General features: G+C 71.0%; 18 protein-coding genes. 3 read left to right on the forward strand and 15 right to left on the reverse strand.

The features are described from left to right. Positions 1-59 precede the first annotated feature (59 nt). The 3 genes from HF203_RS15240 to pomA are packed head-to-tail and all read right to left on the reverse strand — an operon-like array spanning position 60 to position 2,293. Complete coding sequence (locus HF203_RS15240) at positions 60-641, reverse strand: PilZ domain-containing protein (protein WP_246221809.1); 582 nt, start codon at positions 639-641, stop codon at positions 60-62. Beyond that, positions 638-1,492 carry a type VI secretion system protein TssL, long form gene (gene tssL / locus HF203_RS15245; protein ID WP_168670947.1) on the reverse strand — a complete coding sequence of 285 codons (855 nt, stop codon included), beginning with the start codon at positions 1,490-1,492 and terminating at the stop codon, positions 638-640. Before tssL ends, HF203_RS15240 begins: the two co-directional genes overlap by 4 nt. Positions 1,493-1,528: 36 nt before the next feature. Beyond that, positions 1,529-2,293: a flagellar motor protein PomA gene (gene pomA, locus HF203_RS15250; protein WP_168670948.1), complete on the reverse strand. Its 765-nt coding sequence runs from the start codon at positions 2,291-2,293 to the stop codon at positions 1,529-1,531. A 580-nt stretch (positions 2,294-2,873) separates the two neighbouring features. On the opposite strand from pomA, the gene HF203_RS15255 reads away from it, so the two are divergent. Beyond that, positions 2,874-5,009: a YgiQ family radical SAM protein gene (locus HF203_RS15255; protein ID WP_425483215.1), complete on the forward strand. Its 2,136-nt coding sequence runs from the start codon at positions 2,874-2,876 to the stop codon at positions 5,007-5,009. Here the strand turns inward: HF203_RS15255 and HF203_RS15260 are convergent. Both HF203_RS15260 and HF203_RS15265 read right to left on the reverse strand, forming a co-directional pair. Beyond that, complete coding sequence (locus tag HF203_RS15260; RefSeq protein WP_168670950.1) at positions 5,006-6,220, reverse strand: BPSS1780 family membrane protein; 1,215 nt, start codon at positions 6,218-6,220, stop codon at positions 5,006-5,008. The genes HF203_RS15255 and HF203_RS15260 overlap by 4 nt on opposite strands. 36 nt (positions 6,221-6,256) lie before the next feature. Then, the gene (locus tag HF203_RS15265) at positions 6,257-8,203 is read right to left on the reverse strand and encodes an SEC-C metal-binding domain-containing protein (protein WP_168670951.1); all 1,947 of its coding nucleotides are present in this window, start codon (positions 8,201-8,203) and stop codon (positions 6,257-6,259) included. A gap of 211 nt (positions 8,204-8,414) precedes the next feature. Here HF203_RS15265 and HF203_RS15270 point away from each other — a divergent pair, with 211 nt between their 5' ends. Continuing rightward, positions 8,415-13,196, forward strand: coding sequence for an nSTAND1 domain-containing NTPase (locus tag HF203_RS15270; RefSeq protein WP_168670952.1), 4,782 nt, complete (start codon positions 8,415-8,417; stop codon positions 13,194-13,196). A 7-nt stretch (positions 13,197-13,203) separates the two neighbouring features. Here HF203_RS15270 and HF203_RS15275 read toward each other — a convergent pair whose 3' ends face one another. The 10 genes from HF203_RS15275 to HF203_RS15320 form a co-directional block, all read right to left on the reverse strand. Continuing rightward, positions 13,204-14,094, reverse strand: a complete 891-nt coding sequence (locus HF203_RS15275; protein ID WP_005222775.1) for a DMT family transporter — start codon at positions 14,092-14,094, stop codon at positions 13,204-13,206. A gap of 9 nt (positions 14,095-14,103) precedes the next feature. Beyond that, positions 14,104-15,423, reverse strand: coding sequence for a hypothetical protein (locus HF203_RS15280; protein ID WP_168670953.1), 1,320 nt, complete (start codon positions 15,421-15,423; stop codon positions 14,104-14,106). Continuing rightward, the gene (locus HF203_RS15285; protein ID WP_168670954.1) at positions 15,420-16,034 is read right to left on the reverse strand and encodes an ABC-type transport auxiliary lipoprotein family protein; all 615 of its coding nucleotides are present in this window, start codon (positions 16,032-16,034) and stop codon (positions 15,420-15,422) included. Before HF203_RS15285 ends, HF203_RS15280 begins: the two co-directional genes overlap by 4 nt. Next, positions 16,022-17,092, reverse strand: coding sequence for an MlaD family protein (locus HF203_RS15290; protein WP_168670955.1), 1,071 nt, complete (start codon positions 17,090-17,092; stop codon positions 16,022-16,024). Before HF203_RS15290 ends, HF203_RS15285 begins: the two co-directional genes overlap by 13 nt. Beyond that, on the reverse strand, positions 17,089-17,853 hold the full coding sequence (locus HF203_RS15295) for a cell division ATP-binding protein FtsE (protein ID WP_168670956.1): 765 nt from the start codon (positions 17,851-17,853) through the stop codon (positions 17,089-17,091). The genes HF203_RS15290 and HF203_RS15295 overlap by 4 nt, the downstream gene beginning before the upstream one ends. 6 nt (positions 17,854-17,859) lie before the next feature. Continuing rightward, a complete protein-coding gene (locus HF203_RS15300) occupies positions 17,860-18,642 on the reverse strand; it encodes an MlaE family ABC transporter permease (protein WP_168670957.1) in 783 nt (260 codons plus the stop codon). A 7-nt stretch (positions 18,643-18,649) separates the two neighbouring features. Then, positions 18,650-20,350 carry a RyR domain-containing protein gene (locus HF203_RS15305; protein ID WP_168670958.1) on the reverse strand — a complete coding sequence of 567 codons (1,701 nt, stop codon included), beginning with the start codon at positions 20,348-20,350 and terminating at the stop codon, positions 18,650-18,652. Then, positions 20,347-21,018, reverse strand: a complete 672-nt coding sequence (locus tag HF203_RS15310) for a hypothetical protein (protein WP_168670959.1) — start codon at positions 21,016-21,018, stop codon at positions 20,347-20,349. Before HF203_RS15310 ends, HF203_RS15305 begins: the two co-directional genes overlap by 4 nt. Positions 21,019-21,034: 16 nt before the next feature. Then, positions 21,035-21,496 (reverse strand): OsmC family protein, encoded by a 462-nt coding sequence (locus HF203_RS15315; protein WP_168670960.1) that lies wholly within the window; start codon positions 21,494-21,496, stop codon positions 21,035-21,037. Positions 21,497-21,584: 88 nt separating this feature from the next. Then, a complete protein-coding gene (locus HF203_RS15320) occupies positions 21,585-22,172 on the reverse strand; it encodes a DJ-1/PfpI family protein (protein ID WP_168670961.1) in 588 nt (195 codons plus the stop codon). Positions 22,173-22,310: 138 nt separating this feature from the next. Between HF203_RS15320 and HF203_RS15325 the strand changes: the two genes are divergently transcribed. Beyond that, the gene (locus tag HF203_RS15325; protein ID WP_343043938.1) at positions 22,311-23,168 is read left to right on the forward strand and encodes a DMT family transporter; all 858 of its coding nucleotides are present in this window, start codon (positions 22,311-22,313) and stop codon (positions 23,166-23,168) included. The last annotated feature ends 80 nt before the right edge of the window (positions 23,169-23,248 follow it).

Below are 23,248 nucleotides of genomic sequence, written 5' to 3' on the forward strand. Positions count from 1 at the left end.
GGGGGGGGGGGGCGCGCCTGTGGGCGGGCGGGGGGGTTACCCCCCCGGCCCGGCACGCGTCAGTCGAGGCCGTTGTCGTGGCGTAAGCGACGTAGCTGGAGGGCGTGGATGTGGCGCACGATCGCCTCGCAGTCGGCCTCGCGCAGGTATTCGAACTCGATCGCGGTGGGGCCGGTGTCACGCTTGAGGACCCGCCCGAGGGTGAAGATGCGGTTGTGCTCGGGATAGAGCTGGAGCTGGATCTCGAGCAGGCCGCCCGGGGGCGGTGGCGGATCGAGCACGAGGCTCATCCCCTGGGCGCTGAGGTTGACCGGATGCTGCTTAAGGACGATGTTCTGCTGGCGTGACTCGAAGGCGATGGCGAGCATCTCGATCTGACGCTCGAGTACCCGGGTGTAGGCGGCCACGGTCGGGAATTTGTATTCGAGCTTACGGCGCTGCGGTAACGCCTGATCGCGGATGGCGTGGAGTTCGTTGAGCAGGCCGACATCGGCGCTGCGCTCGGAGAACTCGGCGATCATCTGGGCCTCGTCGGCGGCGGCGATCGGGGTGAGCTGCAGGCCGACGGTGTCGTCGATGCGGAAGAAGCGGCGGCGCTCGCGTTCCTGTCGCTCCAGGTCGCCTTGATCGTGCATGGTCATTGTGCGGTGGTTTCCTCGTTACCGGCCGTGCCCAGGGCGCCCTCAAGCAGCAACTCGGTGCTGCGGTTGCCGAGTACGATGATCTCCACGCGTCGGTTGGTGGCGCGTCCCTCGGCGGTATCGTTGGACTCCAGCGGGTGGTTGTCGGCGTGCGCGCGGATCTCGACGCGCTGTGGATCGATCCAGCCGTTCCGGGTCACGGCATGGGCCACGGCTGCGGCTCGCGCCGCCGAGAGCACCCAGTTGGAGGCGAACTCACGGGTCTGGATCGGGACGTCGTCGGTGTGCCCGGCGACCAGGATCTTGCCCTCGATCTTGCTCAGCGCCTCGGCGATCTTCTGCAGTACGCCGAGGAACTCGGCGCTGACCTGTGCCGAGGCCGAGGGGAAGGAGCCCTTCTCACGGATGCGCACCACCACCTGGTCGTCGATGGTGATGACCTCGAGCAACCCCTTCTTGATCTCCAGCTCCAGCGCCTTCTCGACCTCCTCGGCCTTCTTCTGGGCGTCGATCACCGCGGGGTCGACGATGCGCAGCTCCGACTTGAGGTCGTCGGCGGTCTGCTGGCGGACCTCGTTGACCACCGTCGGCTGTGGCTGGGCGGGGGAGAACTCCTGGGCGATGATGCTGGTGCCCTTGGGGATGTCGTCGGCATCGACCATGCGCTGCACGCCGAAGGCCATCTTCATCGAGCCCGCGATCTGCTTGTACTTGAGCACGTCCATCTCGGAGAAGGACAGCAGCAGCACGAAGAAGACCATCAGCAGCGACATCAGGTCGGCGAAGGTCGACATCCAGGCCGGTGCGCCGGCCTCGCACTCGACCTCCTCGCATTCACACTCTTCGGCCATGTTCCGACACCTCCGGTTGCGCTTGTGCGGACCCCATCAGCCGTCCTTGTTGGCGCTCTGGCGCTGGCTCTCGGGCAGGTAGGTCATCAGCATCTGTTCGAGTACGCGCGGGTTGACGCCCTCCTGGATGCCCGAGATCGATTCCAGGATCAGCGATTTGTTGAGCTTCTCCTCGACGCTGCGCAGCTTGAGCTTCTCGGCGATGGGGATGGCGAAGGCGTTGGCGATCACCGCGCCATAGAGGGTGGTGAGCAGGGCGACGGCCATCGCCGGACCGATCGCCTTGGGGTCGTCCATGTTGGCGAGCATCTGCACCAGACCGATCAGGGTGCCGATCATGCCCATCGCCGGGGCGACGTCGCCGGTGGCCTTGAAGATGCTGTAGCCGGCCTCCTGGCGCTGGATGGTGAGGTTGATGTCCTTGCTGAGCACCTTCTGCACCACCTCCGGCGGGTGGCCGTCGATACACATGCCGATGCCGGTCTCGAGAAAGGGGTGGGAGATCTCGCGCCCCTCGAGCGCGAGGATGCCCTCCTTGCGTGCGACATTGGCCAGCTCCACGGCCTCCTCGATCAGGGTCTGGGGCGGCACGTTCTTGCTGAAGAAGGCCCCCATGGCGACCTTGAAGCTGCCGATGAACTGGCCCATGGTGGCGCGGAACATCACCGCGAAGGCGGTGCCGCCGATGACGATCAGCAACGAGGGCACGTTGATGAAGAGCATGACGTCGCCACCGAGCGCGATCGCGCCGATGATGACACCGCTGGCACCGAGCATGCCCAGTAAGGTCGCCAGATCCACTTCGTCTTCTCTCCTAAACTTGCGCGCGTGTCAAAGGCCGGGCCCTCGGTCCACGGTATCCCTCGGGACCAGGGCCGGCCTTGCGAGTCGGGCCTCGACGCATCGCCTGATCGCCTCGCCTGGCAGGGCAGGTTTAGGCGGATGTGGGGGCGGTGGGCGCGACTCGCGAATTCCGTCTTGATGTCGGTGGCAGGATGGCCGGATGCCGGATGTCGGTGATTCGTCGTCCTGCGAAGCGCTCGACATGGTGTGACACGCAGCGCCTTTCCAGAGGGCGATCGACGATTTTCTGGATTGGTCACGCTTTTTGCGTGGATCGGCCGGGGGACGCGCATCCCTGATGCGTCGGGATTGCCTTCCAACCCACAGATTGTCGACGATCGTCGGCCATGGGTCCAGCGCAGGGGCAGAGGGTGATGACGGTGGTCTCGGTGTCGAGCGGCGGTGGGTATAAAATGGACGATTGCCCTCGAGCGAGTCGCCGCAGTCCATGAACACCCCCCGCGATATCTTCTCCTACCGCCGCTACTGGGCCCACAAGTTCGGGACCGCCCCGGAGCTACCGATGAGCCGCGCCGAGATGGACCTGCTCGGCTGGGACAGCTGCGACGTCGTCATCATCTGTGGTGACGCCTATGTCGATCACCCCTCCTTCGGCATGGCCATCATCGGTCGGGTGCTCGAGTCGCAGGGCTTTCGTGTCGGCATCATCGCCCAGCCCGACTGGACCACGGCGGATGACTTCCGCCGTCTGGGCCAGCCGAACCTGTTCTTCGGCGTCACCGGCGGCAACATGGACTCGATGGTCAACCACTACACCGCCGAGCGCCGGTTGCGCTCGGATGACGCCTACACCCCCGATGCCGTGCCCGGGCGGCGCCCTGACCGTGCCGCCACCGTCTATGCTCAGCGCGCGCGCGAGGCCTTCAAGGGGGTGCCGGTGATACTCGGTGGGATCGAGTCGAGCCTGCGCCGCATCGCCCACTACGACTACTGGTCGGAGACGGTGCGGCGGAGCATCCTTGCCGACTCCAAGGCCGATCTGTTGCTGTTCGGCAACGCCGAGCGGGCATTGGTCGAACTCGCCCATCGGCTCGCTGCCGGCGAGCCGGTCGAGACCATCCGCGACCTGCGCGGCACCGCCTTCATGACCAAAGGGCCGCTCGACGGTTGGAGCGAACTCGATGCCAGCATGCTCGACCGCCCCGGGCAGGTCGATCCGCACCCCAACCCCTATGCCGAGCAGCCGCCCTGTCCCGAGACCCCGCCGCCGCGCCCGCCGGTGCCGGCGCGCGCCGCGCGCGCCCACACCGTGATCCGGTTGCCCTCGTTCGAGCAGGTCCGTGACGACCCGGTGCTCTACGCCCATGCCTCGCGGGTGTTCCACCTCGAGACCAACCCGGGCAATGCCCGCGCCCTGGTACAGGCGCACGGCGCGCGCGACGTCTGGCTCAATCCGCCGCCGATCCCGCTGACCACCGCCGAACTCGACCGCCTCTTCGAGCTGCCCTTCGCGCGTCGTCCGCACTCGAGCTATGGCGCAGCGCGGTTGCCGGCCTGGGAGATGATCAGCTGTTCGGTGAACATGATGCGTGGTTGCTTCGGCGGCTGCAGCTTCTGCTCGATCACCGAGCACGAGGGACGCATCGTGCAGAGCCGCTCGGAGGCCTCGGTGCTGCGCGAGGTCGAGGAGATCCGCGATCGCACGCCGGGGTTCAAGGGGTCGATCTCGGACCTCGGCGGTCCCAGTGCCAACATGTGGCGGATGGCCTGCAAGAACCCTCGGGCGCAGGCCGCCTGCCGGCGGCTCTCGTGCATCTATCCGCGGATCTGTCGCAACCTCGATGCCGACCACGCACCGCTGATCGAGCTCTATCGCAAGGCGCGTGCGGTCTCCGGGATCAAGCGCATCCGCATCGCCTCGGGGCTGCGCTACGACCTCGCGTTGCGTTCCCCGGCCTATATCCGCGAGCTGGTCACCCACCATGTCGGTGGCTATCTCAAGATCGCCCCCGAGCATACCGAGGCCGGGCCGCTGGCGATGATGATGAAGCCCGGGATCGAGATCTTCGATCGCTTCAGCGAGCTGTTCGAGCGCTACTCGCGCGAGGCCGGCAAGGAGCAGTACCTGATCCCCTACTTCATCGCCGCCCACCCTGGCACCACCGACCTCGACATGGTCAATCTCGCGCTCTGGCTCAAGCGCCACGGGCTGCGCGTCGACCAGGTGCAGGCCTTCCTGCCGACCCCGCTGTCGCCGGCCTCGACCATGTACCACACCGGTCTCAACCCGCTCAAACGGGTCCATCGCAACGCCGAGCGGGTGGTGGTGCCGCGCGGTCAGCGTCAGCGCCGGCTGCACAAGGCGCTGCTGCGCTATCACGACCCCGAGAACTGGCCGCTGCTACGGCGCGCGCTCAAGGAGATGGGCCGCGCCGACCTCATCGGCAACGGCAAGCGCCACCTGGTACCGAGCTTCCAGCCCGCCGGCACCGGTGGCGCCCCCGAGGGGCGGCGGCGTCCCGACGGCAGTGTGGTGCGCCCGGCTCAACGTCCCTCCGCCTCGCCCCAGCGCAAGGCCGGGCGTGGATCGGTCAAGACGAACCTCGGGACGGGGAGTCGGCGCAAGGCCGAGAAGGGGGGCGGGGAGCGGCCGACGGGGCGTCGCCCCGCCGTCGGGCGCGGCGGCGGCAAGGGCCGCCGCCGTAATCGCTAGCCGTAGTAGATGTCGCGATAGGCCTGATAGAGGGCGATGACCAGCAATGGCACCACCACCAACAGACCGAGCAGCAAGGGTAGGGTGGCGAGGATGAGCAGCCCGAAGGCCACCAGGCCGTAGACCAGGAAGGGCAGGAGGTTACGCAGACAGCCGACGAAGCTCAGCCTGAAGGCTCGCATCACGCCGACGCCATCGAGCGCGACCAGCGCCGGGGCGAACAGGGTTGCCATCACCAGCGGGATGACCAGCAGCGCCACCACCGCCACCATCCCCAACACCACCCCGGGGTTCATGGTCGTCATCGGGTCGACCGTCATCGGATCGAGCGGCGCCCCGGTCATTGGGGCGAGCGTGGCGGCGCCGAGTCCGAGTCCGAGCATCAGCAGCATGATCACCGCGACGATGGCGATGGTCAGGGCGAGATAGAGTACCCCGATCAGTGCCAGGGGCCCTGGCCGGGTGCTGAAACCGGCGAACAGATGAGCGACGCCGAAGCGTCCGCCACGATATTGCGCATGGGCGCCGAGCATCAGCCCGCCGGTGAACAGCGGGCCGAGCACGGTGCTGGCGATGCCGCCGACCACCGGTACCAGGTTGGAGACGATCAGGATCAGGTAGAACAGCACCAGGGCGCCGATCCAGGGGAGCGGCTGGGCGCGGAACAGTGACCAGCCGTCGGCCACCCAACCCCAGCCGCGCCCGGCACCGACGGCGATCGGGTCATGCAGTCGGTCGTCGCCGGCGTCGGCGCGCGGCGGCGGGGTGAGGTCGGCCTGGGGCGGGGCATAGGGGTCGGCGGTCTCGGTGCGCGTCGGCTTGGGCTGGTAGCGCTCGGCCACCACCCCGCAGGCCTGGCACACCCCGGTCACCGGCGAGACCTCCAGGGCGCCGCACTTGGGACAGCGGGTGGCGCCGGACATCGACGGGTGCTGCTCGGCGGCCGGGGCGCTGCGCTCCTGGCCGGCCGTGGACGTGTCCTGGCGCTCGAGCCGCACCACCAGGCCGAGCGCCTCGAGTGCCTCGCGATAGCGCTCGGCCTTGTGTTCGGGCAGGTCCTGCTTGATCGTCTGCTCGGTGCCGTTGATCAGCAGCTCACGGGCCTGCTCCTTGCGCATGCGGAACTTGGCGGCGAGTTCGGGGACCACCGTCTGGACCTTCTTGCCAGGGGCGAGTTCACCAGTGAATACGATGCGATAGCGTGATTCCATCGATAGGGTTCCTGTGGTTCGGCGCGGGAATCCGGGTCAGGCAGTGAGCCGTTTCAACCAAGCGAGGACCCCGGGCTCGGCGACCCACACATCGCGCATCGCCTCGCGATAGAGCCAGGCCTGATCCTCGCCGCCAGGGGTGATGCCGTATGGGTCGAGCTGCGGTCGCTTGATGCGCTTGCGGGTGAGGTAGTGGGGGATGCGCGGCAGCCGGTGCATCGCCCGACCCAGTGCCTGGCGGGCGCGTTCCTGCTCGCCGAGTCGATAGAGTGCCAGTACCTCGCCATAGGCGAGGTCGGCGAGCAGGTCGTCGGGGAAGCGGGCGGCCAGCGCCAGGGCGCGCTCGTCGAGACCCGCGCGCAGATAGTGGTTCATCAGCTCGGCGCGGATCCCGTGATTGTCCTGGGGGTTGAGCCGTAGCAGTGTCTCCAGGGTGGTGGTGGCCGCCGTCTGCTCGCCCTCGGCGCTGAGGCACAGATAGCGTCGGAAGACCAGGCGTAACGCCGGGCGGTTGGCGGTGATCGACCAGGGTAGATGATAGGGGCCGTCGGCCGGGGCGGCGTTGTTGATCATCGTCCAGGCGCGCTCGAGCAGGGGGCGCAGCAGGGCGTGCTCCATCCACGGCAGGGTGCTCTCGGGGTGGGCATAGAGCGCGGTGGCGAGATCGTCGAGTACCTCCAGGCTGTCGGCCAGCTCGGGGTGACCGAGCAGGTGGTCGAGCCAGCTGGTGTCGCCCCAGACCGCGACCGCATCTTGGGGCGCGAGCTGGATCGAGACCGGCTTGTCACTGGGGAAGCGGGCGCGCCAGCGGCTCTCGACGCGGCGTAGCGCGGCCGGGGCGCGCAGCTGCGCCGGGCTGCTCCAGACCGGCTCGATATCCTCGACGGTCGGGGCGTGGTCGGTTGCGCCGTCCTCGAACAGACCGAGTTGGCCGACCGGGATCTCGGGCGGGTGGTCGCGCGCCGGCACCGCGACTAGGCGCGGCAATGGGCGGGCGGTTGCCACTGCCACCCAGTCGTTGAGGTCGACCAGGTCGGGATCGAGGCTGTCGGCATGGGTATCGACCAAGGCCGCCTGCGGGTCCTCGACGGCTTGGGCGAGGAAGTCGAGGAACTCGGGCTCGACATTGCCCAAGCGCCTGAGCCGGTGCAGCCAGAAGCGTGCACGCTCGCGCGCCAGTTGGTCGCGGTGCTGGGTGGCGAGCAGGGTGATCTCGAGCAATGCGGTCCCCGGTGAGTCGGGGCCGTTGCGCAGGGCCTCGTTGAAGGCTGCGGTGGCCTGCTCGAAGTCGCCCTCGTCGATTGCCATGGCGCTGCGCCGCTGCCAGGCGACGGCGCTGAGCACGCGGTTGTCGCTGTCGCACAGACGCTGGAGGAAGGCGCGCTTCTTGCGCCAGTGATCGAGTCGATCGTAGGCGTCGCAGAGCAGGTCGAGCGCCGGCTCGTAGCGGGCATCGAGTTCGATGAGTGAGCCGGCGAACAACGGTTCGAGCAAGGCGACGGCGCGGCGCGGGCGATCCTCCTCAAGCCAGCGGTCGGCGACCCGCGCCAACAGTGGCTTGGGCACCGCGTCGAGCCGTAGGGCCTCGCGCAACTGGTTGTCGGAGAGTTCATCGAGGAGGAACTCCCAGATCAGCTCGGTGGAGAGTTCGGGCAGCTCCTCGAGCGCGGCGCAGCAATCACGATAACGGCGACCCGAGCCGCAGGGGCAGGGGGCATCGTCGGCGAGTTGGTGTAATGGGGCGGGTTGGAAGCCGTTGGCCGGTGTCGGCGCGGCATTCCAGATCGCCATCCCCAGTAGTCCGGCGAGTCGCCGGTGTTCGCTGTCGTCGAGGGCCTCGGCGGAGAAGCCGAGCAGATCGGGGATCCGTGTCTGGGCCCAGGCGAGGAAGTCCTCCGGGCCTGAAGAGACGAGGATGCGCCGGATCGACTGGATGATGACCAGCTCAAAACGATCGGCCTCGGCGCCTTCTGGGTGGAACATGACGCGTTCCTCCGCGCAGTTCGGGGCGCATGCTCCACAGTCGCGCCCCGTCGGTTCGGTGTCGCCCGAGTCGTACGTGGACCCTGATCCGGCCCGGCGCCTCTCCGGGAGACAGTGCTAGTGGCCATTGTAACCCGTCGTCTCGGGCTTGTGTGGCCGGTGCGCGCGGTATAGTAGGGAGGATTCCTGCGTTGCGTTCGTGTCCCCATCCATGACCGAAACCGAGTCTCCCGCCCCCCCTGTCGAGCCGCCCGTCGCTACCCCGCCGCGCGTGCGGGTGTTCGTCTCTTCGCCCTCCGATCTTGGTCACGAGCGTGGGCTGGTGCGTGACCTGATCCTCGCCCTGGCGCGCGAGTACCGGCCCTATTTCGACCTCTCGGCGGTGCTCTGGGAGGAGGAGGCGCTGACCGCCGCGCAGAGCTTCCAGGCCGGGTTGGTGCGCCCGGCCGAGTGCGAGATCGTGCTGGTGATGCTGTGGACCCGGCTTGGTACCCCGCTCGCCGAGGAGCCTTACGGCGGCATGACCGGCACCGAGTGGGAATTCGTCGACGCGGTCGAGGCCTCGGCGCGCGCCGGTGCCCCTGAGGTGCTGGTCTATCGCAAGCAGGCGCCCTGCCTGATCGATGTCAACGACGCCGTGCGCACTCGCGAGGCGGTCGAGGAGCGTCAGCGCCTCGAGGTCTTCTTCCAGCGTCATTTCTTCAATCCCGACGGCAGCTTCAAGCGCGCCTTCCGCCAATTCGAGGATGATCGCGCGCTGCGTGAGCTGGTCGAGGGGCAGCTGCGCAAGCTGCTCAACCGACGTATCAGCATCGAGCGTCGGGCCAGTGGTGGCGCGGCCGACTGGTGTGGTTCGCCGTTTCGGCCCGAGCGTCCCTTTGCGCTCGCCGACGAGCCGGTGTTCACCGGCCGCGAGACCGAGGTGCGCGAGCTGATTGCGCGACTCGAGCGGCTGCGGGCGGGGGGGCAGGGGCTGTTGCTGATCAGTGGCGCCAGCGGCGTGGGCAAGAGTTCGCTGCTCCACGCCGGGTTGCTGCCCCGGCTGTTGCGGCCCTTCCTCTTCGCCGGGGTCGGTGGCTGTCGCTGGTGCGCCCCGGACCTCGCCGGCGCCCAACCGTTGCAGGCGCTGGCCGACGCACTCTGCGCGCCGGCGGTGCTCGGGGATGGGCTCGCCGGAGCCGGGCTCGACGCCGTCGCGTTGGCGCGGCTGCTGGCGCGCGACCCCGAGCTCGGCGCGACCCAGGTCGGGATCGCGCTCGATCGTCTCCAGGGGGGGGAGGGGGGCGAGTCACGCCTGGCGCTGCTCTGTGATCCGCTCGATCCATTGCTGGCGTCGGAGGACGGCGCGCCCTCGGCGGTGGCGCTGGCCGGTGTCCGCGCGCTCGTCGCGCTCGCCCGCTCGGGGCGGGTGTGGGTGATCGCGACCCTGCGTGACGATGCCCTGGCCGGACTCGCGGACCTGCCCGAGTTGGCCGCCCTGGTCGATGCCGATGCCTGGTATCCACTGGCCCCCATCGCCCCGGCACGCATCCGTCAGCTGGTAGAGATCCCGGCGCGCGTCGCCGGGATCGAGCACGTCGATGAGCGCGACGTCGCCGCCCGCGGTCTGGTCGAGCGTCTGGAGTCGGACCTCGCCGCGGTGCGGCACTGGCCGCCGCTGCTCGAGCTGGTGCTCGCCGAACTCCACCACGCTGCCGAGAGGCGCGAGGCGCGTCGATTGGCGGTGGCCGATTATCACCGCCTGGGGGGGCTCGAGGGCCTGCTGCGCACGCGTGCCGAACGGGTGTGGTCAGGACTCGACGAGGCGGCGCGCGCGGCCTTGCCGGTGCTCTGCCGTGCTCTGCTGGTGCTCGAGGGCGGCGAGCAGCGCCGTCCCGGCAGCCGTGATGGCGATCTCGCGACTCTGTCCTCCCATCCGCAGGCGATGGCGTTGCTCGAGGCCTTGGTCGCGGCCCGGCTGGTGGTGATCGAGCGTGATCCCGAGGGGATGGCGGCGTCGTCGGCGCCACCGCCAGCGTTCGGGTTCTTGGCGGCGTTGCGCCGGTTGTTGGCACAGAGTCGCGAGGAATGGTTGGTGCGGGTCGGGGGCTGGCGCGATGGTCGTGGTGCCGATGAGGCCCCGGCGCCGGTGATGACAGAGACCGAATCGCCGCCCTGGGCCGGTGGCCGCGCGGTCGTGCGGCTGGTCCACCCGGTGCTGGCGCGTTGCTGGCCGGTGTTGCGCGACTGGGCGAGTGCGCCCGAGCACGCCCGGGCGCTGCGGCTGCGTTACCGGCTCTCGCGTCAGGCGTGGTTGTGGCGGCGCACCGACTGCAATCGCGAGTACCTGCTCGGTGAGGCTGGACATGCCGCACTCGCCGATTTCGTCGCCGCCCACGGGGACGAACTCGAAGCGCTTGAACGCGACTACCTGGCGCACTCGCGCGCCCACCTGCTGGCGCAGCGCCGGCGCAACCGCTGGGTGCGGCTGACCGGGCTGGCGTTGCTCGGGCTGCTGTTGGCGGCCAGTGCCGCCGCCTATTGGGCCTGGGACGCCTCGCGTCAGGCCACCCTCAATCTGCAGTACAGCCGGCTCAAGGAGGCCGCGGCGGCGATCGCGCTGGGCAACACCCCGGAGGCGGTGGGACTGGCGATCGGCGCCGCGCCCTATCTGCCGGCGGCGGCCACCGATACCCTGGCGCGGGCCTTCACCCGTAATCACCTGCTGGCGATGGCCGAGGCCCCAGGGGGCGATCCGGAACACGCCCTGACCCCGGCCTTCAGCGACGATGGCACCTGGTTGGCGACCCTGTCACAGACCGCCGGTGCGCGATTGTGGCGGCTGCGCGATGGGCGTTTTATCGCCGCTGGCGGTCTCGCCCCACCGGGGGTGGGGCTGGAGGCGTTACGCGTCAGTGGCGGTGGGGAGAAGGTCGAGGTGTTCGGGATCGGTGCCGCCGGGGTGTGGCGCTTGCCGCTGGAGACGCCGCGCGCCCCGGACTGGCGCTGCGACGGTGCGCCCGGTGGGGTGCGCGCGCTCGCCCCGGACGGGCGTGGGCTGGCGCTGACCCGGGTCGTCGACGCGGGCGTGGCGGTGTGCATGGTCGATCTCGCCACGCCCGGACGGGTGCGCTGGCAGCGGGTGCTGCACCACGCCGAGATCCGCAGCCTGGACTTCTCCCCCGACGGCGCGCTGCTGGTGAGCGCCTCGCGCGATGGTCGGGCGCTGCTACTCGATGCCGCCAGTGGTGTCGAGCGGGCACGACTGCCGCGTGGCGATACGCTCGATCGCCCCGCCAACCGCGCCCGCTTCGATCATGCCGGCGAGCGGGTGGCGGTGGCCTCGGCCGACGAGCGGGTGCGACTCTATGGCCTCGATGGCCGGCTGTTGAACACCCTCGGCGCCCTGGAGCGCGACGGTCGTACCCTGCGGGTGCACGAGAGCGCGGTGCGCGACCTGGTCTTCTCCCCCGATGATCGGTTCCTGGTGGCCGTCGACGACGCCGGTCAGGTGGTGCGCTGGACGCTGGCGAACGGGGCGGCCGAGGTGCTCGGTCATCATGGGCTGAGCGTCGAGCGGGTGGAGCTCGCCGCCGGCGACGAGGAGGCGCTGGTGCTCAGCGCCTCGCTCGACAAGACCGCGCGGCTGTGGGGGCTGCAGACCGGGCGGGAGCTGGCGGTATTCAGTCACGACGGTCCGGTCTCGGGGGCGCGCTTCAGCCGCGATGGGTCGCGGGTGCTGACCTACTCGGCGCGTGACGGCTCGGCGCGGCTGTGGTCGGTGGCGCCGGCCGACGGGCTCTCGTTCCGGCTCGAACAGGATGACCACGTCTGGCACCTGGCCCTGGCCGCGCCCGGTGACGGCAGCGAGGTCTTGATGGCCACTGCCGCCTTCGACGGACGGGTCGAGCTGTGGAGCCATGATCGTGCTCACCCCGAGCAGGCGCCACGGCTGCTACGTCGGCTGCAGCACGCCCCCGAGGTGCGGGTGCGCCGGGTCGGCTTCTCGCCCGGTGCGCGGTGGCTGGCGAGCGCCGGGTTCGACGGCGCGGCGCGGGTGTGGGACCTCGAGGGCGGCGGGAGCTGTCGCGCCCAGGTCGATCCACGCTGTGCCGACCCCGAGGCGACGAGCTGTGGTGGCGTCCATCAGGTGCTGTTCGCCCCCGACGGGCGCTGGCTGTTGACCGCTGCCGATGTCCCCGAGACGCCGCTGCGGTTGTGGGACCCGGCCGACTGCAGCGCCCTGCCGTTGCCCAGCGCCTTCGCCCATGACGGTCACGGCGTGGTCGCTGCGGCGGTGGGTGCGAGCGCCGACGGTGCGCTGTTGGTGGCCAGCGGCGATGCCGCCGGCACCCTGCGGGTGATGCGGCGCGATCCCGGTGCGCGCTGGCGGCGTCTCTGCACCCTGGAGGCGCACCAGGCGGCGGTCACCGACCTCGCCCTCGCCCCCGACGGCAGCGCCCTGGCGAGCGCCGGCGAGGACGGGCGGGTGGCGCTGGTCGAGCTCGACGGCGCCGGTTGCACCGTGCCGCGTCTGCTCGATGCCGGTGCCGGGCTGGTCTACGCGGTCGGGTTCGCCCCCGATGGCGAGGCCCTGGTCAGCGCCGCGCAGGACGGACGCGCCTATCTGTGGACCCGCGCCGGGGCGCCGCTGGCGACCCTCGTCGGCCATCGCGACCGGGTCTACAGCGCCGAGTTCAGCCCCGACGGCCAGTGGTTGCTGACCGCCGCGCGCGACGGCGAGCTGCGGCTGTGGCGGCGTCCGCGCCGTGCCCAGGACGCGCCGCTGGCCGCCTATCTGGTGCTCGACGCCGCGCTCGGTGGGGTCGCCTACGCCCACTTCAGCCCCGACGGCAACAGCCTGGGCGCGGCCTACTGGGAGAACGCCGCGGTGTGGTGGCGGCTGTGGAACGAGTCGCCCGCGATCGACCCGGCCTGGGTGCGTGTCTGGGGCCCGGAACGCGCCCGTCTGGCGCTGATCCGCGAGGCCATGCGCTTCCAGCGCGGCGACTGAGCGCGTCTCAGCCGAGGGTCAGCACCAGCACCCCGAGCAGCATGATGCTCGCCCCGAGCAGTCGGGTGCGCGGATAGGGCTCGGCGAACAGCCAGCGCCCGAGCAGCACCGAGAAGATCCCGGCGCTGCGCTTGACCGCCATCACATAGGAGGCGAGCGCCAGGCTGAGGGCGATCTGGTCGGCGATGCGCATCAGCGCGAACAGCACCCCGAGTAGCAACAGCGGGCGGATCTCGCGCAGCGCGGTCGCGCCGGTGAGTTCGGCGTAGAAGCGCCGATCCTGCAGCCCGAACACCACCAGCAGCACCAGCGGGTTGACCATCGCCACCATCACCGCGAACGACAGCGGGTCGCTGAGCTGGATGCCGATACGACCGAACACGCTGGCGGCGGCGAAGCAGGCGGCGGCGAGCAGCGCCAGGCGTCGTCCCGGGGTGCGCAGCGGGCGGTGCCAGCGGATGCCCTGCTCGTCGATCCCCAGGGTGTAGCCGCCGAGGATCAACAGCCCCACCCCGAGCCAGCCGAGCGGCGCCGGCAGCGCCCCGGTGAGCAGCCACTCGATGGCGATCGCCAGCCCCGGGGTGAGGGTCATCAGCGGCCCGACCAGCGACACCTCGCTGCGGTGCAGCGCGGCGTTGAGCGCCCAGCCGCCGAGCCCGGAGAGCACCCCGCCGCACAGCACCGCCAGCACATAGGCCGGCTGGTGCAGCGGGAAGTCGTGGTACCAGAGGATCAGCGGCAGGGTCACCGCGAGGCTGGCGAGGTTGACGTAGAAGGTCAGCGCACGCGCCGAGAAGCTCGGGCTGAGGCGCTTGGTGACGGCCAGGCGCGAGGCGTGGAAGAAGGCCGAGGCCAGCGCGAACAGGATCCAGATCTGGGCGAAGGCGGCGAGGTCCATGGGCTCGGTTCAGCGCCAGCCGGTGGCCGCCCCGTGGAAGCGGGCGAGGGTCTGCGGTGCGCTCGCGAGCTGGTCGCGGTTGGCGCGTGCGAAGTCTTGCTGGAAGGCGATCCGCTGGTGCCACTGCGCCGGGCTCAGGGTGCCGACACCGCGGACGATGCGCACGCAGGGCAGGGCGTCGACGCCGAGTAATCCGGCCCCGCCGATGCCGCAGAAGAGCTTGGGCTGGATGCCCAGCTCGATCTCGCGCGCGGCGAGTGGTGGCGCGGTGGTTCGGGTGCGTGCCGGCACCCGCAGGGTGAGCGCATAGCTCGGCTGATTGAGGGTCATCAGCTGCTGACGCCGCGCCGGGGTGGCGCGCGCCAGCCGTGCGGCGGTCGCCGGGGCGAGGTCGCGCAGCCGCTCGGCCAGCGCCGCCAGCTCGGCGCGGCTCGCCGCCGAGCAGTCGAGCGTCTCGAGCGCCGCGCGCCGCGCCGCCACCGGGCGCAGCCGGTGGCGCCGCCAGGGCGGGGGCGGGGTGTGCTGGCCGGTGAGGGCGGCGAGCAGCTCGCTAGCGAGCCCGTCGAGACACCGGTGCAGTCGCGCGATCAAGGCGGCGAAGGCGGGGGTCGCCAGGGTTGCCCAGCCGGGCAGGCGCAGGGTGCAGCCGAGCGGGTCGAGCCCGGCGAGCTGGCGCGCCGGGTCGACCGGCACGACCCGCGCGCCGGGGATGCCGAGCGACAGTGCGGCGAGCCGCTCGGCGATCAGCCGGGCGCCGGGCAGGGTCGCGGGGTCGAGCGCCTGGCGGCGCTCGTGCGGCGCGAGGGTGGCGAGCGCGGGCTGGGGCGCGCTGAGCGGCGCCAGCTCGCTCGCGTCCCAGTGGATCAGGTGCAGGTGGAGCTGCTTGGACGCCTGCACGCTCTCGCGGTCGCGGGTATGGGGGTCGCAGTTGAGGGCGAGATGGAGCTGGCCGCCGTCCAGTCCGAAGCGCTCGATCACCGCGGGGTCGGAGACGAAGCGCACGAAGTTCAGCGCGCAACTCCAGAAGCGTGCGGCGCTCGCCGGGTCGAGTGCGTCCGGGGTGGCGCCCGCCCTGGGGGCGACCAGCATCAGATCGTGGCGGGCATGGGGCGCGGTCTTGTCGATCAGCAGCAGTTCGCTGGTGTCGGCGTCGCCGATCCGCGCGATGGTGCGACGGGCGAAGCGGACCTCGGGGTCGGGATCGGTGAGTTCGCGCGCGCTCGGCGCATAGTCCGGCGGCAGCGCCGGGATGCGCACTGCCCCCCAGGCCACCGGCATGGTCGCGGCGGCCGCCGGCAGCAGCGCGGCGAAGGGGTCGGACGCGCTCATCGCCACCCCGGGCGTTGCGCCGCGAGCGCCGTCACCGCCTGCTCGACCAGACGTGCGGCGAGTCGCTCGAAGGCCGCGGCCATCGCCGCCGGGCTGGACTCGTCGAGCGGCTCGTCGAGCGTCAGGCGGGTGCGCCACAGCGGCGTCCTCGCGCGTGCCCGCTGCAGGGTCAGCGCGAGGGTGGCGGCGACCCTGGGCGGCTCGGCCTCGGGCAGGTGCTCGAAGCGGATCAGCTCGCCGCTGAGGATGTAGTCGGCCTCGACCCGTTCGGCCGGGGCATGCACCCGGGCGAAGGGACCGGTCGCGCGCAAGCCCTCGGCGAGGGCGTCGGCGAGCGCACCGGGCAGCGGCTCCTCCCACAGCAGGCTGTCGTAGCGTCCGACCTCGCGAGGTGCGGTGCGGGTGCGGTAGAGGATCTGGCGACCGCCGAGGAAGCCGCGCGCGGCCAGGTCGCGCACCTGCACGCTGGCGTCGAGCCGGGCGGTGGTGGTCGAGGGCGGTGGCGGTGGTGCGAGACGGTAGAAGCGGTCGCGCTCGATCGGCTCGCCGCCGGCGCAGGCGACGAGCAGCAGGGGCGCGAGCAGCAGCAGTGGACGGATCAGCGGAACCATGGGGTGCGTTCCTCGGTGGGGTGGCCTTGGAGCAGGCTGGCGGGGTTCTCGCGCAGCGCACGCGAGAGCGCCGAGAGGTTGCGGCTGGCGTCCTCGATGTTGGTGAGGATCGGCAGCAGCGCGTTGTTCATGGTCTGCAGCAGCGCCTGGGTGTCATCGAGGCTGTGGCGCAGCGCCGGGCGGTTGTCGGCGACCAGGGCGCGGACCTCGTTGGCGAGCGCGCCGTAGTCGGCCACCGCGCGTTCGAGCGCGTCGCGCTGCGCGGCCACCGCACCGCTGACCTCGGCGAGGTTGGTGGTGAGCGCCTCGACCGCCTCTAGGGTGGCGGCGATCGACTCGCCGTCGACGGCGGCGTCGAGCTTGGCGGTGAGCGCGCGCAGATGATCGAGCGCGCCGGCGAGCCGTGCCTGGTTGCCGGTGGCCGCCTCGCCGGTGCCGAGCAGTGCCTCGATGGTGGCGACCTGGCGGGCGATGCTCTGCAGCGCCGGGGTGATGGTCTCGGCGACCAGGGTGTCGAGGCTCGCGGTGAGCGCGCCGAGCTGGCCCATCAGGTCGGGCTCGGGGGCCAGGGTGGGGAGTTGCGCGCCGGGCGCGAGCCGGCTGGCCGAGGTGCCGGTGGCGATCTTGATCGCGCTGCCCTCGAGCAGTCCGGCCGAGCCGATCCGTGCCCGGCTGTCGGCGGCCAGCGGCCAGTCGTCGGCGATCCGCAGCAGGGCGCGGAAGCAGGGGCGCAGCGGCGCGCGCGCGCCGCAGGGGGCTGGCTCGGTGGCGCTGGCGAACACCGGCTCGACGCGCTCGACCCGGCCGATGCGGTAGCCGTCCTGGATCACCGGGATGCCGGGGGCGAGCCCGGTGGCGTCGGGAAAGACCGCGACCAGGCGGTAACCCTCGCCGAGCCGTCCCGGCCACAGCACCACCAGCAGGGCGACGAAGGCCGCCGCCATTAGCACCACGAACAGCCCGGCGGCGCGCAGGTCGCGACGCATCGCCCGTCCCTGACGCTTGCCCGGGGCGTCGATCTCGGGCGGTGAGTAGAGCCGGTCGAGCCGCTCGCTCATCGCCACCCCCGCAGTGCCGCGCGCAGCTCGAGTCGGTCGGTGGCCGCCTCGCGCAGCGTCGCGGTCGGTCCGGCGTAGACGGCCCGACCGTGGTCGAGCACCAGCGCGCGTTCGCAGTGGGTGGCGAGCGCGGCCGGGGTGTTGTCGGTGGCGATCAGGGTCAGGGCTCGGTTGCGACGCACGGTGTCGAGCATCTCCAGGATTTCGGCGAGTGCGCTGGGGTCGAGGCCGTCGGCGACCCCGTCCCAGACCAGCAGGTCGGGTTGGTGGATGAGCGCGCGAGCCAGTTCGACGCGCCGGCGTTGCCCCAGCGAGAGCGCGCGCGGGTCGTGGTGTTCGAGTCCGTCGAGCCGTAGCAGGGTGACCACCAGTCGTGCCGCGCGTGCCAGCTCGGTGCGGCGCAGCGGTGTCTCGCGCAGCGGTAACAGCAGGTTCTCGAGCACGCTGCGGTCGGCCAGCAGCGAGCCGCCCTGGAGCACCGCGCCGAGGCGCCGGCGCAACCGGTGCATCGCACCGCTGTCGAGTCGCTCGAGCTCCTGCCCGAACAGGGCGATTGTACCCGCCGAGGGGCGGTCGAGTCCTAGGATCAGTCGACTGAGCAGGCTCTTGCCGGCCCCGTTGGGGCCACAGATCAACAGCCATTCCCCGGCGGGCAGGGTCAGCGTGAGGTCGGCGAGCGCGGTGCGCCCGGCGACGTGCTGGTAGAGCCCGGTGAGGGTGAGCGCCGGTGGCGTGGTGGCGGTTGGGCGGGGGAGGGGCATGAACGTTCAGCCGATCAGCAGTAGATAGAGCAGGTCGACGACCAGGATCAGCCCGATCGCACCGAGCATGGTGGCGGTGGCGGCGCGGGCGATACCGCGCGGGTCGCGCCCGGCGGCGATGCCGTTGACACAGGCCAGCGGCGCGACCAGCAGTGCGAACAGCGGTGGCTTGATCAGGGCGCCGATCAGATCGGCCGGTCCGATGCCGTGGGCCAGGGTCTCGACCAGTCGGGCTGGGCTGAGTGCCACGCTCGCCCACAGCCAAGCCCCGGTGGTCAGGCCGGTGACCAGCAGGGTCCAGACCGCGAAGGCCGTGCTCATCAGCAGCATCGCCAGCAGCGTCGGGGCGAGGGTGAAGCGGATCGGGTCGATGCCGTTGACCAGCAGCCCGTCGAGCTCACCGCTCACTGCCAGTCCCGCCTGACGCACCGCCAGCGCCACCCCGGCGCGCCCGGCGACGAGGATGCCGATCAGTACCGGGATCACCTCCAGAGCGATGGCATAGGTCAGCGAGATCAGCAGCGCGTCGGGCAGGGCGAAGCCGGCGAGCAGCAGCTCGCCCTGGCGTCCCAGGATCAAGCCCAGGGCGATGCTCACCAGGGTCAACGCCGGCAGCACCGAGAGCCCGGACTGGCGCAGCGCGGTGGCGAAGGCCGGCAGATCGAGCCGGGCGCGGCCGCCGAGGATGCGCAGATAGAGCCACAGGCAGTCGGCCAGGGCGAGGGCGCCGAGGCCGAGTCGTTCGAGCGTGCCGGCGGGGCCGGTGAGTGGGCGGTCGGGGTAGTGCATGACGAGGTCAGTACTCGAAGTCCCAGGCGAGGCCCTTGCCGTCGGCGGTGAGCCACAGACGCTTGTCCGGGCGCGTGGTCGGTGCGGGCGGGGCCGGGTGCCAGGCGATCTCGGCGCGGCGCTCGATCCATGCCGCCAGCCCCCCGGGGACGAGCGGCAGGCGCCGCTCGGCGCGGGCGACCAGGGCGAGCAGGGTCGTGCGTGTGGCCGGGTCGGTACAGTCGGCGAGCAGTGCCGACAGCGGGCGCTGGTGCAGCAGCCACAGCCCGGTGGCGGGGTGTTCGAGCCCCTGGGCGGCGAGCGCGCGGGTGAGCGGCGAGGCGAGGCCGGTGGCGAGCACCAGGGCGCGGTCGGGGTAGCGTGCGTGTAGCCGCCCGAGTGCATTGCTGATGAGGCGGCGCGGAGGTGGGGGCGTCTCGCTGGAGGCAGGTTCGACCAGGGCGACGATCAGCAGGCGCTGGATCCCTCGCCCGGCGCGCGCGAGCAGGGTCGGTACGCCGCGTACCGCGAAGCGGTCGAGGTCCTTCATCGGTTCGCTGAGGGCGTCGTAGTCGACCAACTGCGGGTGGTGTTTGCGTTTGTTGTCGCGCACTGCGGCGTGGGTCCAGCCGTCGAGTCGGCGGTCGGCGGCCCAGCGCTGATGTTCGATCCGGGCGAGGCATTCGACCTCGGGGGCGGTGAAGGCGAAACCCGCGACCCGCTCCTCGGGGACCGCGCGACAGTCGACCACGGCGAGCTTGGCGAGCATGTGGTCGGCCTGATGGCGGTTGGCGGCGCGGAAGGATTCGGCCAGCTGCGGCCAGGGTTGACCACCGGGCTCACCGTCGGGATCACGACCCTGGGCGGCGACGCTGTCGCGATAGTGGTCGTGGATGGTACGCGCGAGTTGGTCGGCGAGACCGGTGAACAGGGTCTCGGGGGTACAGGCATCGGCGATCAGCGAGAAGGGCAGGGTCTGGCCGTCCCAGGCGGCGCGCTCGCCGGCTGGCCAGGGTGCGGTGGCCACGGCGATCAGCGGTGGCGAGGCGTTGCTCACGGCGGCGATCTGTGCACGCAGTCGGGTCGCGTGCGCGGCGGCCCGTGGCGGATCGCAGATCAGCGCCAGGCTCACCGGTGTGTCGGCGGCGAGCATTGGCGTCTCCGGGGTGGCGCAGCGTAGCTCGGCGATCGCCTCGCCCTGGGGTTGGGTGGCGCGGAACCAAGCGGCGGCCGCCGCCGGGTCGGGGTCGAGCAGGGTGATGCGCAGGTGCTGTTGGCCATAATGACCGCTGAGCAGCGCCTGACGCAGCAGCGCGGCGGCCGGTGTGGCGCGACCGACGAGCAGTAGGTGGGGGCGGCGGCCGGCGGCGACGTCACAGCCGAGGTGCAGTGGCCAGCGTGCGAGCAGGGTGCGTGCGCCGGTGGCGGCGAGGTCGAGGGTCTCGATCCGGAGTGGGCCCGCTGCGGTGCCTGTCGGTAGTGCCGGGGGCGGGTGACGGTGGTGGATCAGGATCAACCGACGTGGTCGGCGCGCGCCGGCGAGTCGATCGGCGAGTGTCGCGATCAGCGTCTCGGCATCGCTCGGGTCGAGCAAGATCAACGGCTGGCCGGGCCAGGGGCACAGCCGGGCCAACGCCTCGGGGGCGACCAGCCGGGCGTCGAGCCGGGTGGCGAGGGTCTCGGCCAGCGGTGGGGTGCCGCAGACCAGGGGCTGGGGCCGCCAGATCATGCCGCCAGCCGTGCCGCGATCCGCGCGGCGAGGGTCGTGGCGGGCGCGTTGAGATCGAGCGCCTCGATCGTGGCGCGGCGTTCGAGTCCGCCCTGGCGCCAGCGTGCGAGCAACGCGTCGGTGCTGCCACCGCTGCCGGCGAGCAGCAGCAGTGGGGCGGGTTCGGCGAGGGCTAGCTCGAGGTCGAGTCGGGTGATCTCACCACCGCCGACGGCGAGGGTGAGTCGTGGCCGGGGACCGGCGAGCAGGTCCGCGATCCGACGGATCCACGGCGACTCGTCGCCCCAGCGTGTGCCCGGGGTGAGGACCAGGTGGCTGTGGTTGGGTTCGATGTCGGTGGTGCCGTGCGGCACGACGGTGGCGCGTGGCGCCACCCCGAGCAATGGGAAGTGGGCGTGGCAGGCGGCCCGGGCCCGGCCCATCTGTGCCATTACGCCGCAGTCGGTACCGCCGTCGATGACCCTGGTGTTGAGCGCATCGAGTCGGGGCGCGAGTGCGCGCAGCAGTGCGCCGAGCGGTGCGGCGCGCGCAGGGTCGAGCCGCGCCGCGCCGCCGATCAGGGTCAGCACCGGGCGTGGTCGATCGAACCCCAGCGCCGTGAGCATCGCGGTGAGGTCTTCAGGGCCTGTGGGTTCGAGCCGCAGCGGGCCGGGGGCGGCGCGGGTCATCGCGGTCGGGGCCTACTTACTCGGAGCGGTAGTAGACCTCGCCGGCCTCGTCCTCGATGGTGACCACCAGGGGGATGCCCTGACGGATGCTCGCCGAGACCACGCAGAACTCCTCGAACAGGTCCTTGCAACGGGCGAAGCGTGGCGATTCGGTGACCGCGGCGGTGACGATCAGGCGCACCTCGAGCTGGCCGATACGCATCCGCTTCTGGGCGTTGCGGGTCATCACGCAGCTGGCCTCGGCGCGTAGACAGCCGGCGGGCGGGTCGTCCTTGAACAGGCAAAACAGCAGGCTGGCGCCGAGGCAGTCGGCGGTGGCGGCGGCAAGGAGTCGTGATGCGTTGGGCCCCCGGCACTCGCCCAGTGGCGGCTCGCCGTCGAGCAGCAGGTCGGGTGCCTGGGGCCAATCGAAGGCGACATTGATCTGATATCCCTGGCGCTGCTCGAGCGCGATGCTGAAACGGCCTTCCTCGGACATGGTGGCTCCTGTGGTCGGGGGTGGTGCGACGGCGCGGTCCGGCGGCGTGCGGTCCGGTCCGGACCCGCGGTCTGGATGTCGGTGTCGATCAGGTCTCGATCCGCGTGCCGAGCAGCTCGACGAAGCGGCGCATCCACTCGGGGTGGGCGGGCCAGGCCGGGGCGGTGACCAGTTGACCGTCGACATAGGCGTTGGAGAGGGTGTCGTTGACCTCGCACCAGCTGCCGCCGGCATGTTCGAGCTCGGGGCGCACGGCCGGATAGGCGGTGCACTGCTTGCCCTCGAGGACCCCGGCGGCGGCGAGGATCTGCTGGCCGTGGCAGATTGCGGCGATCGGTTTGTCGCCAGCGGCGAAATGGCGCACCAATTCGATGACCCTGGGGTCGAGGCGCAGGTACTCGGGTGCGCGCCCGCCGGGGACGATCAGGGCGTCGTAGCGACTCGGATCGATCTTGTCGAAATCGCTGGTGATAGCGAAATTGTGGCCCGGTTTCTCGCTATAGGTCTGTTCGCCCTCGAAGTCGTGGATCGCGGTACGTACCGTGTCGCCAGGGGCCTTGCCCGGACAAACGCTGTGGACGCAGTGCCCGAGCAGCTGCAGCATCTGGAAGGGCACCATCGCCTCGTAGTCTTCGACATAGTCGCCGACCAACATCAGGACCTTCTTTTCGGCCATGTGTTTCGTCCTCCTGAAACGCCGTCGCATAGGGGTGGACAGACTATACCACTGGGGCCGCGCCGGGCACGCGCAGCAGGCCAACGGTGCCTGCCGATGGGGTATGATCGAGCATTTTACGGGGAGGGCGGTGGCGCTGTGATCGGCAACGATGGATTAGCGCGTGCCGCCGGCTGGATGGGGCTGGCGTTGCTGTCCTTCGCGGCGCTCGCGGTGGCGGCGCGCGAGTCGCTCGTGGCGATGTCCCCGGCGCAGTTCCTGTTCCTGCGCACCCTGCTCGGGCTGCCGTTGCTGGTGGCCTTGGGGGCGGTGTTGGCGCCGGGGTTTATGCGCACCCGCCAGTGGCCATTGCACCTGCTGCGCAACCTGTTCCACTATGGCGGCCAGCTCTGCTGGATCGCTGCGATCGGGTTGTTGCCGCTGGCGTTGGTGTTCGCACTCGAGTTCACCGCTCCGGTGTGGGCGGCGTTGCTGGCGCTGGTGTTTCTCGGCGAGCGCCTGGGGCGTGCGCGACTGGTGGCCCTTGCCGTCGGCCTGGCTGGGGTGTTGGTGATTACCCGTCCCGGGCTGCAGCCGTTCGATCTCGGGGTCGGCCTGGGGTTGGCCGCGGCGCTCGGCTTCGCGGTGAGCCTGGTCACCACCAAGGGGCTGACGCGACACGATTCGGTCTTCACCATCCTGTTCTGGATGCTGGCGATCCAACTGCTGATCGGGTTGGCGCCGGCGCTCTGGGTGTGGCGCCCGATCGACTGGGACACGCTGCCCTGGCTGCTGGTGGCGGCGGTGACCGGTATCAGCGCCCATCTCGGCGTGGCCAATGCCTTCCGGCACGCCGATGCCACCCTGGTGCTGCCGATGGACTTCCTGCGCCTGCCGCTGATCGCCCTGGTCGGCGTGCTGTGCTATGGCGAGGGGCTCGACCCCTGGGTCCTCGGTGGTGCCGCGCTGATCCTCGCCGGCAACGAATACAGCCTGCGTCGCGAACGGCGACGCTGATGCGCGCGGTGGCGGGGCTGCCGTCTTCCTGACTATGCCCGGGCGGTGCCCGGGCCCTCCTGATCCTGATGAGGTGAATC

The organism is Marichromatium bheemlicum (assembly GCF_012276755.1).
GTDB classification, from domain to species: Bacteria; Pseudomonadota; Gammaproteobacteria; order Chromatiales; family Chromatiaceae; genus Marichromatium; species Marichromatium bheemlicum.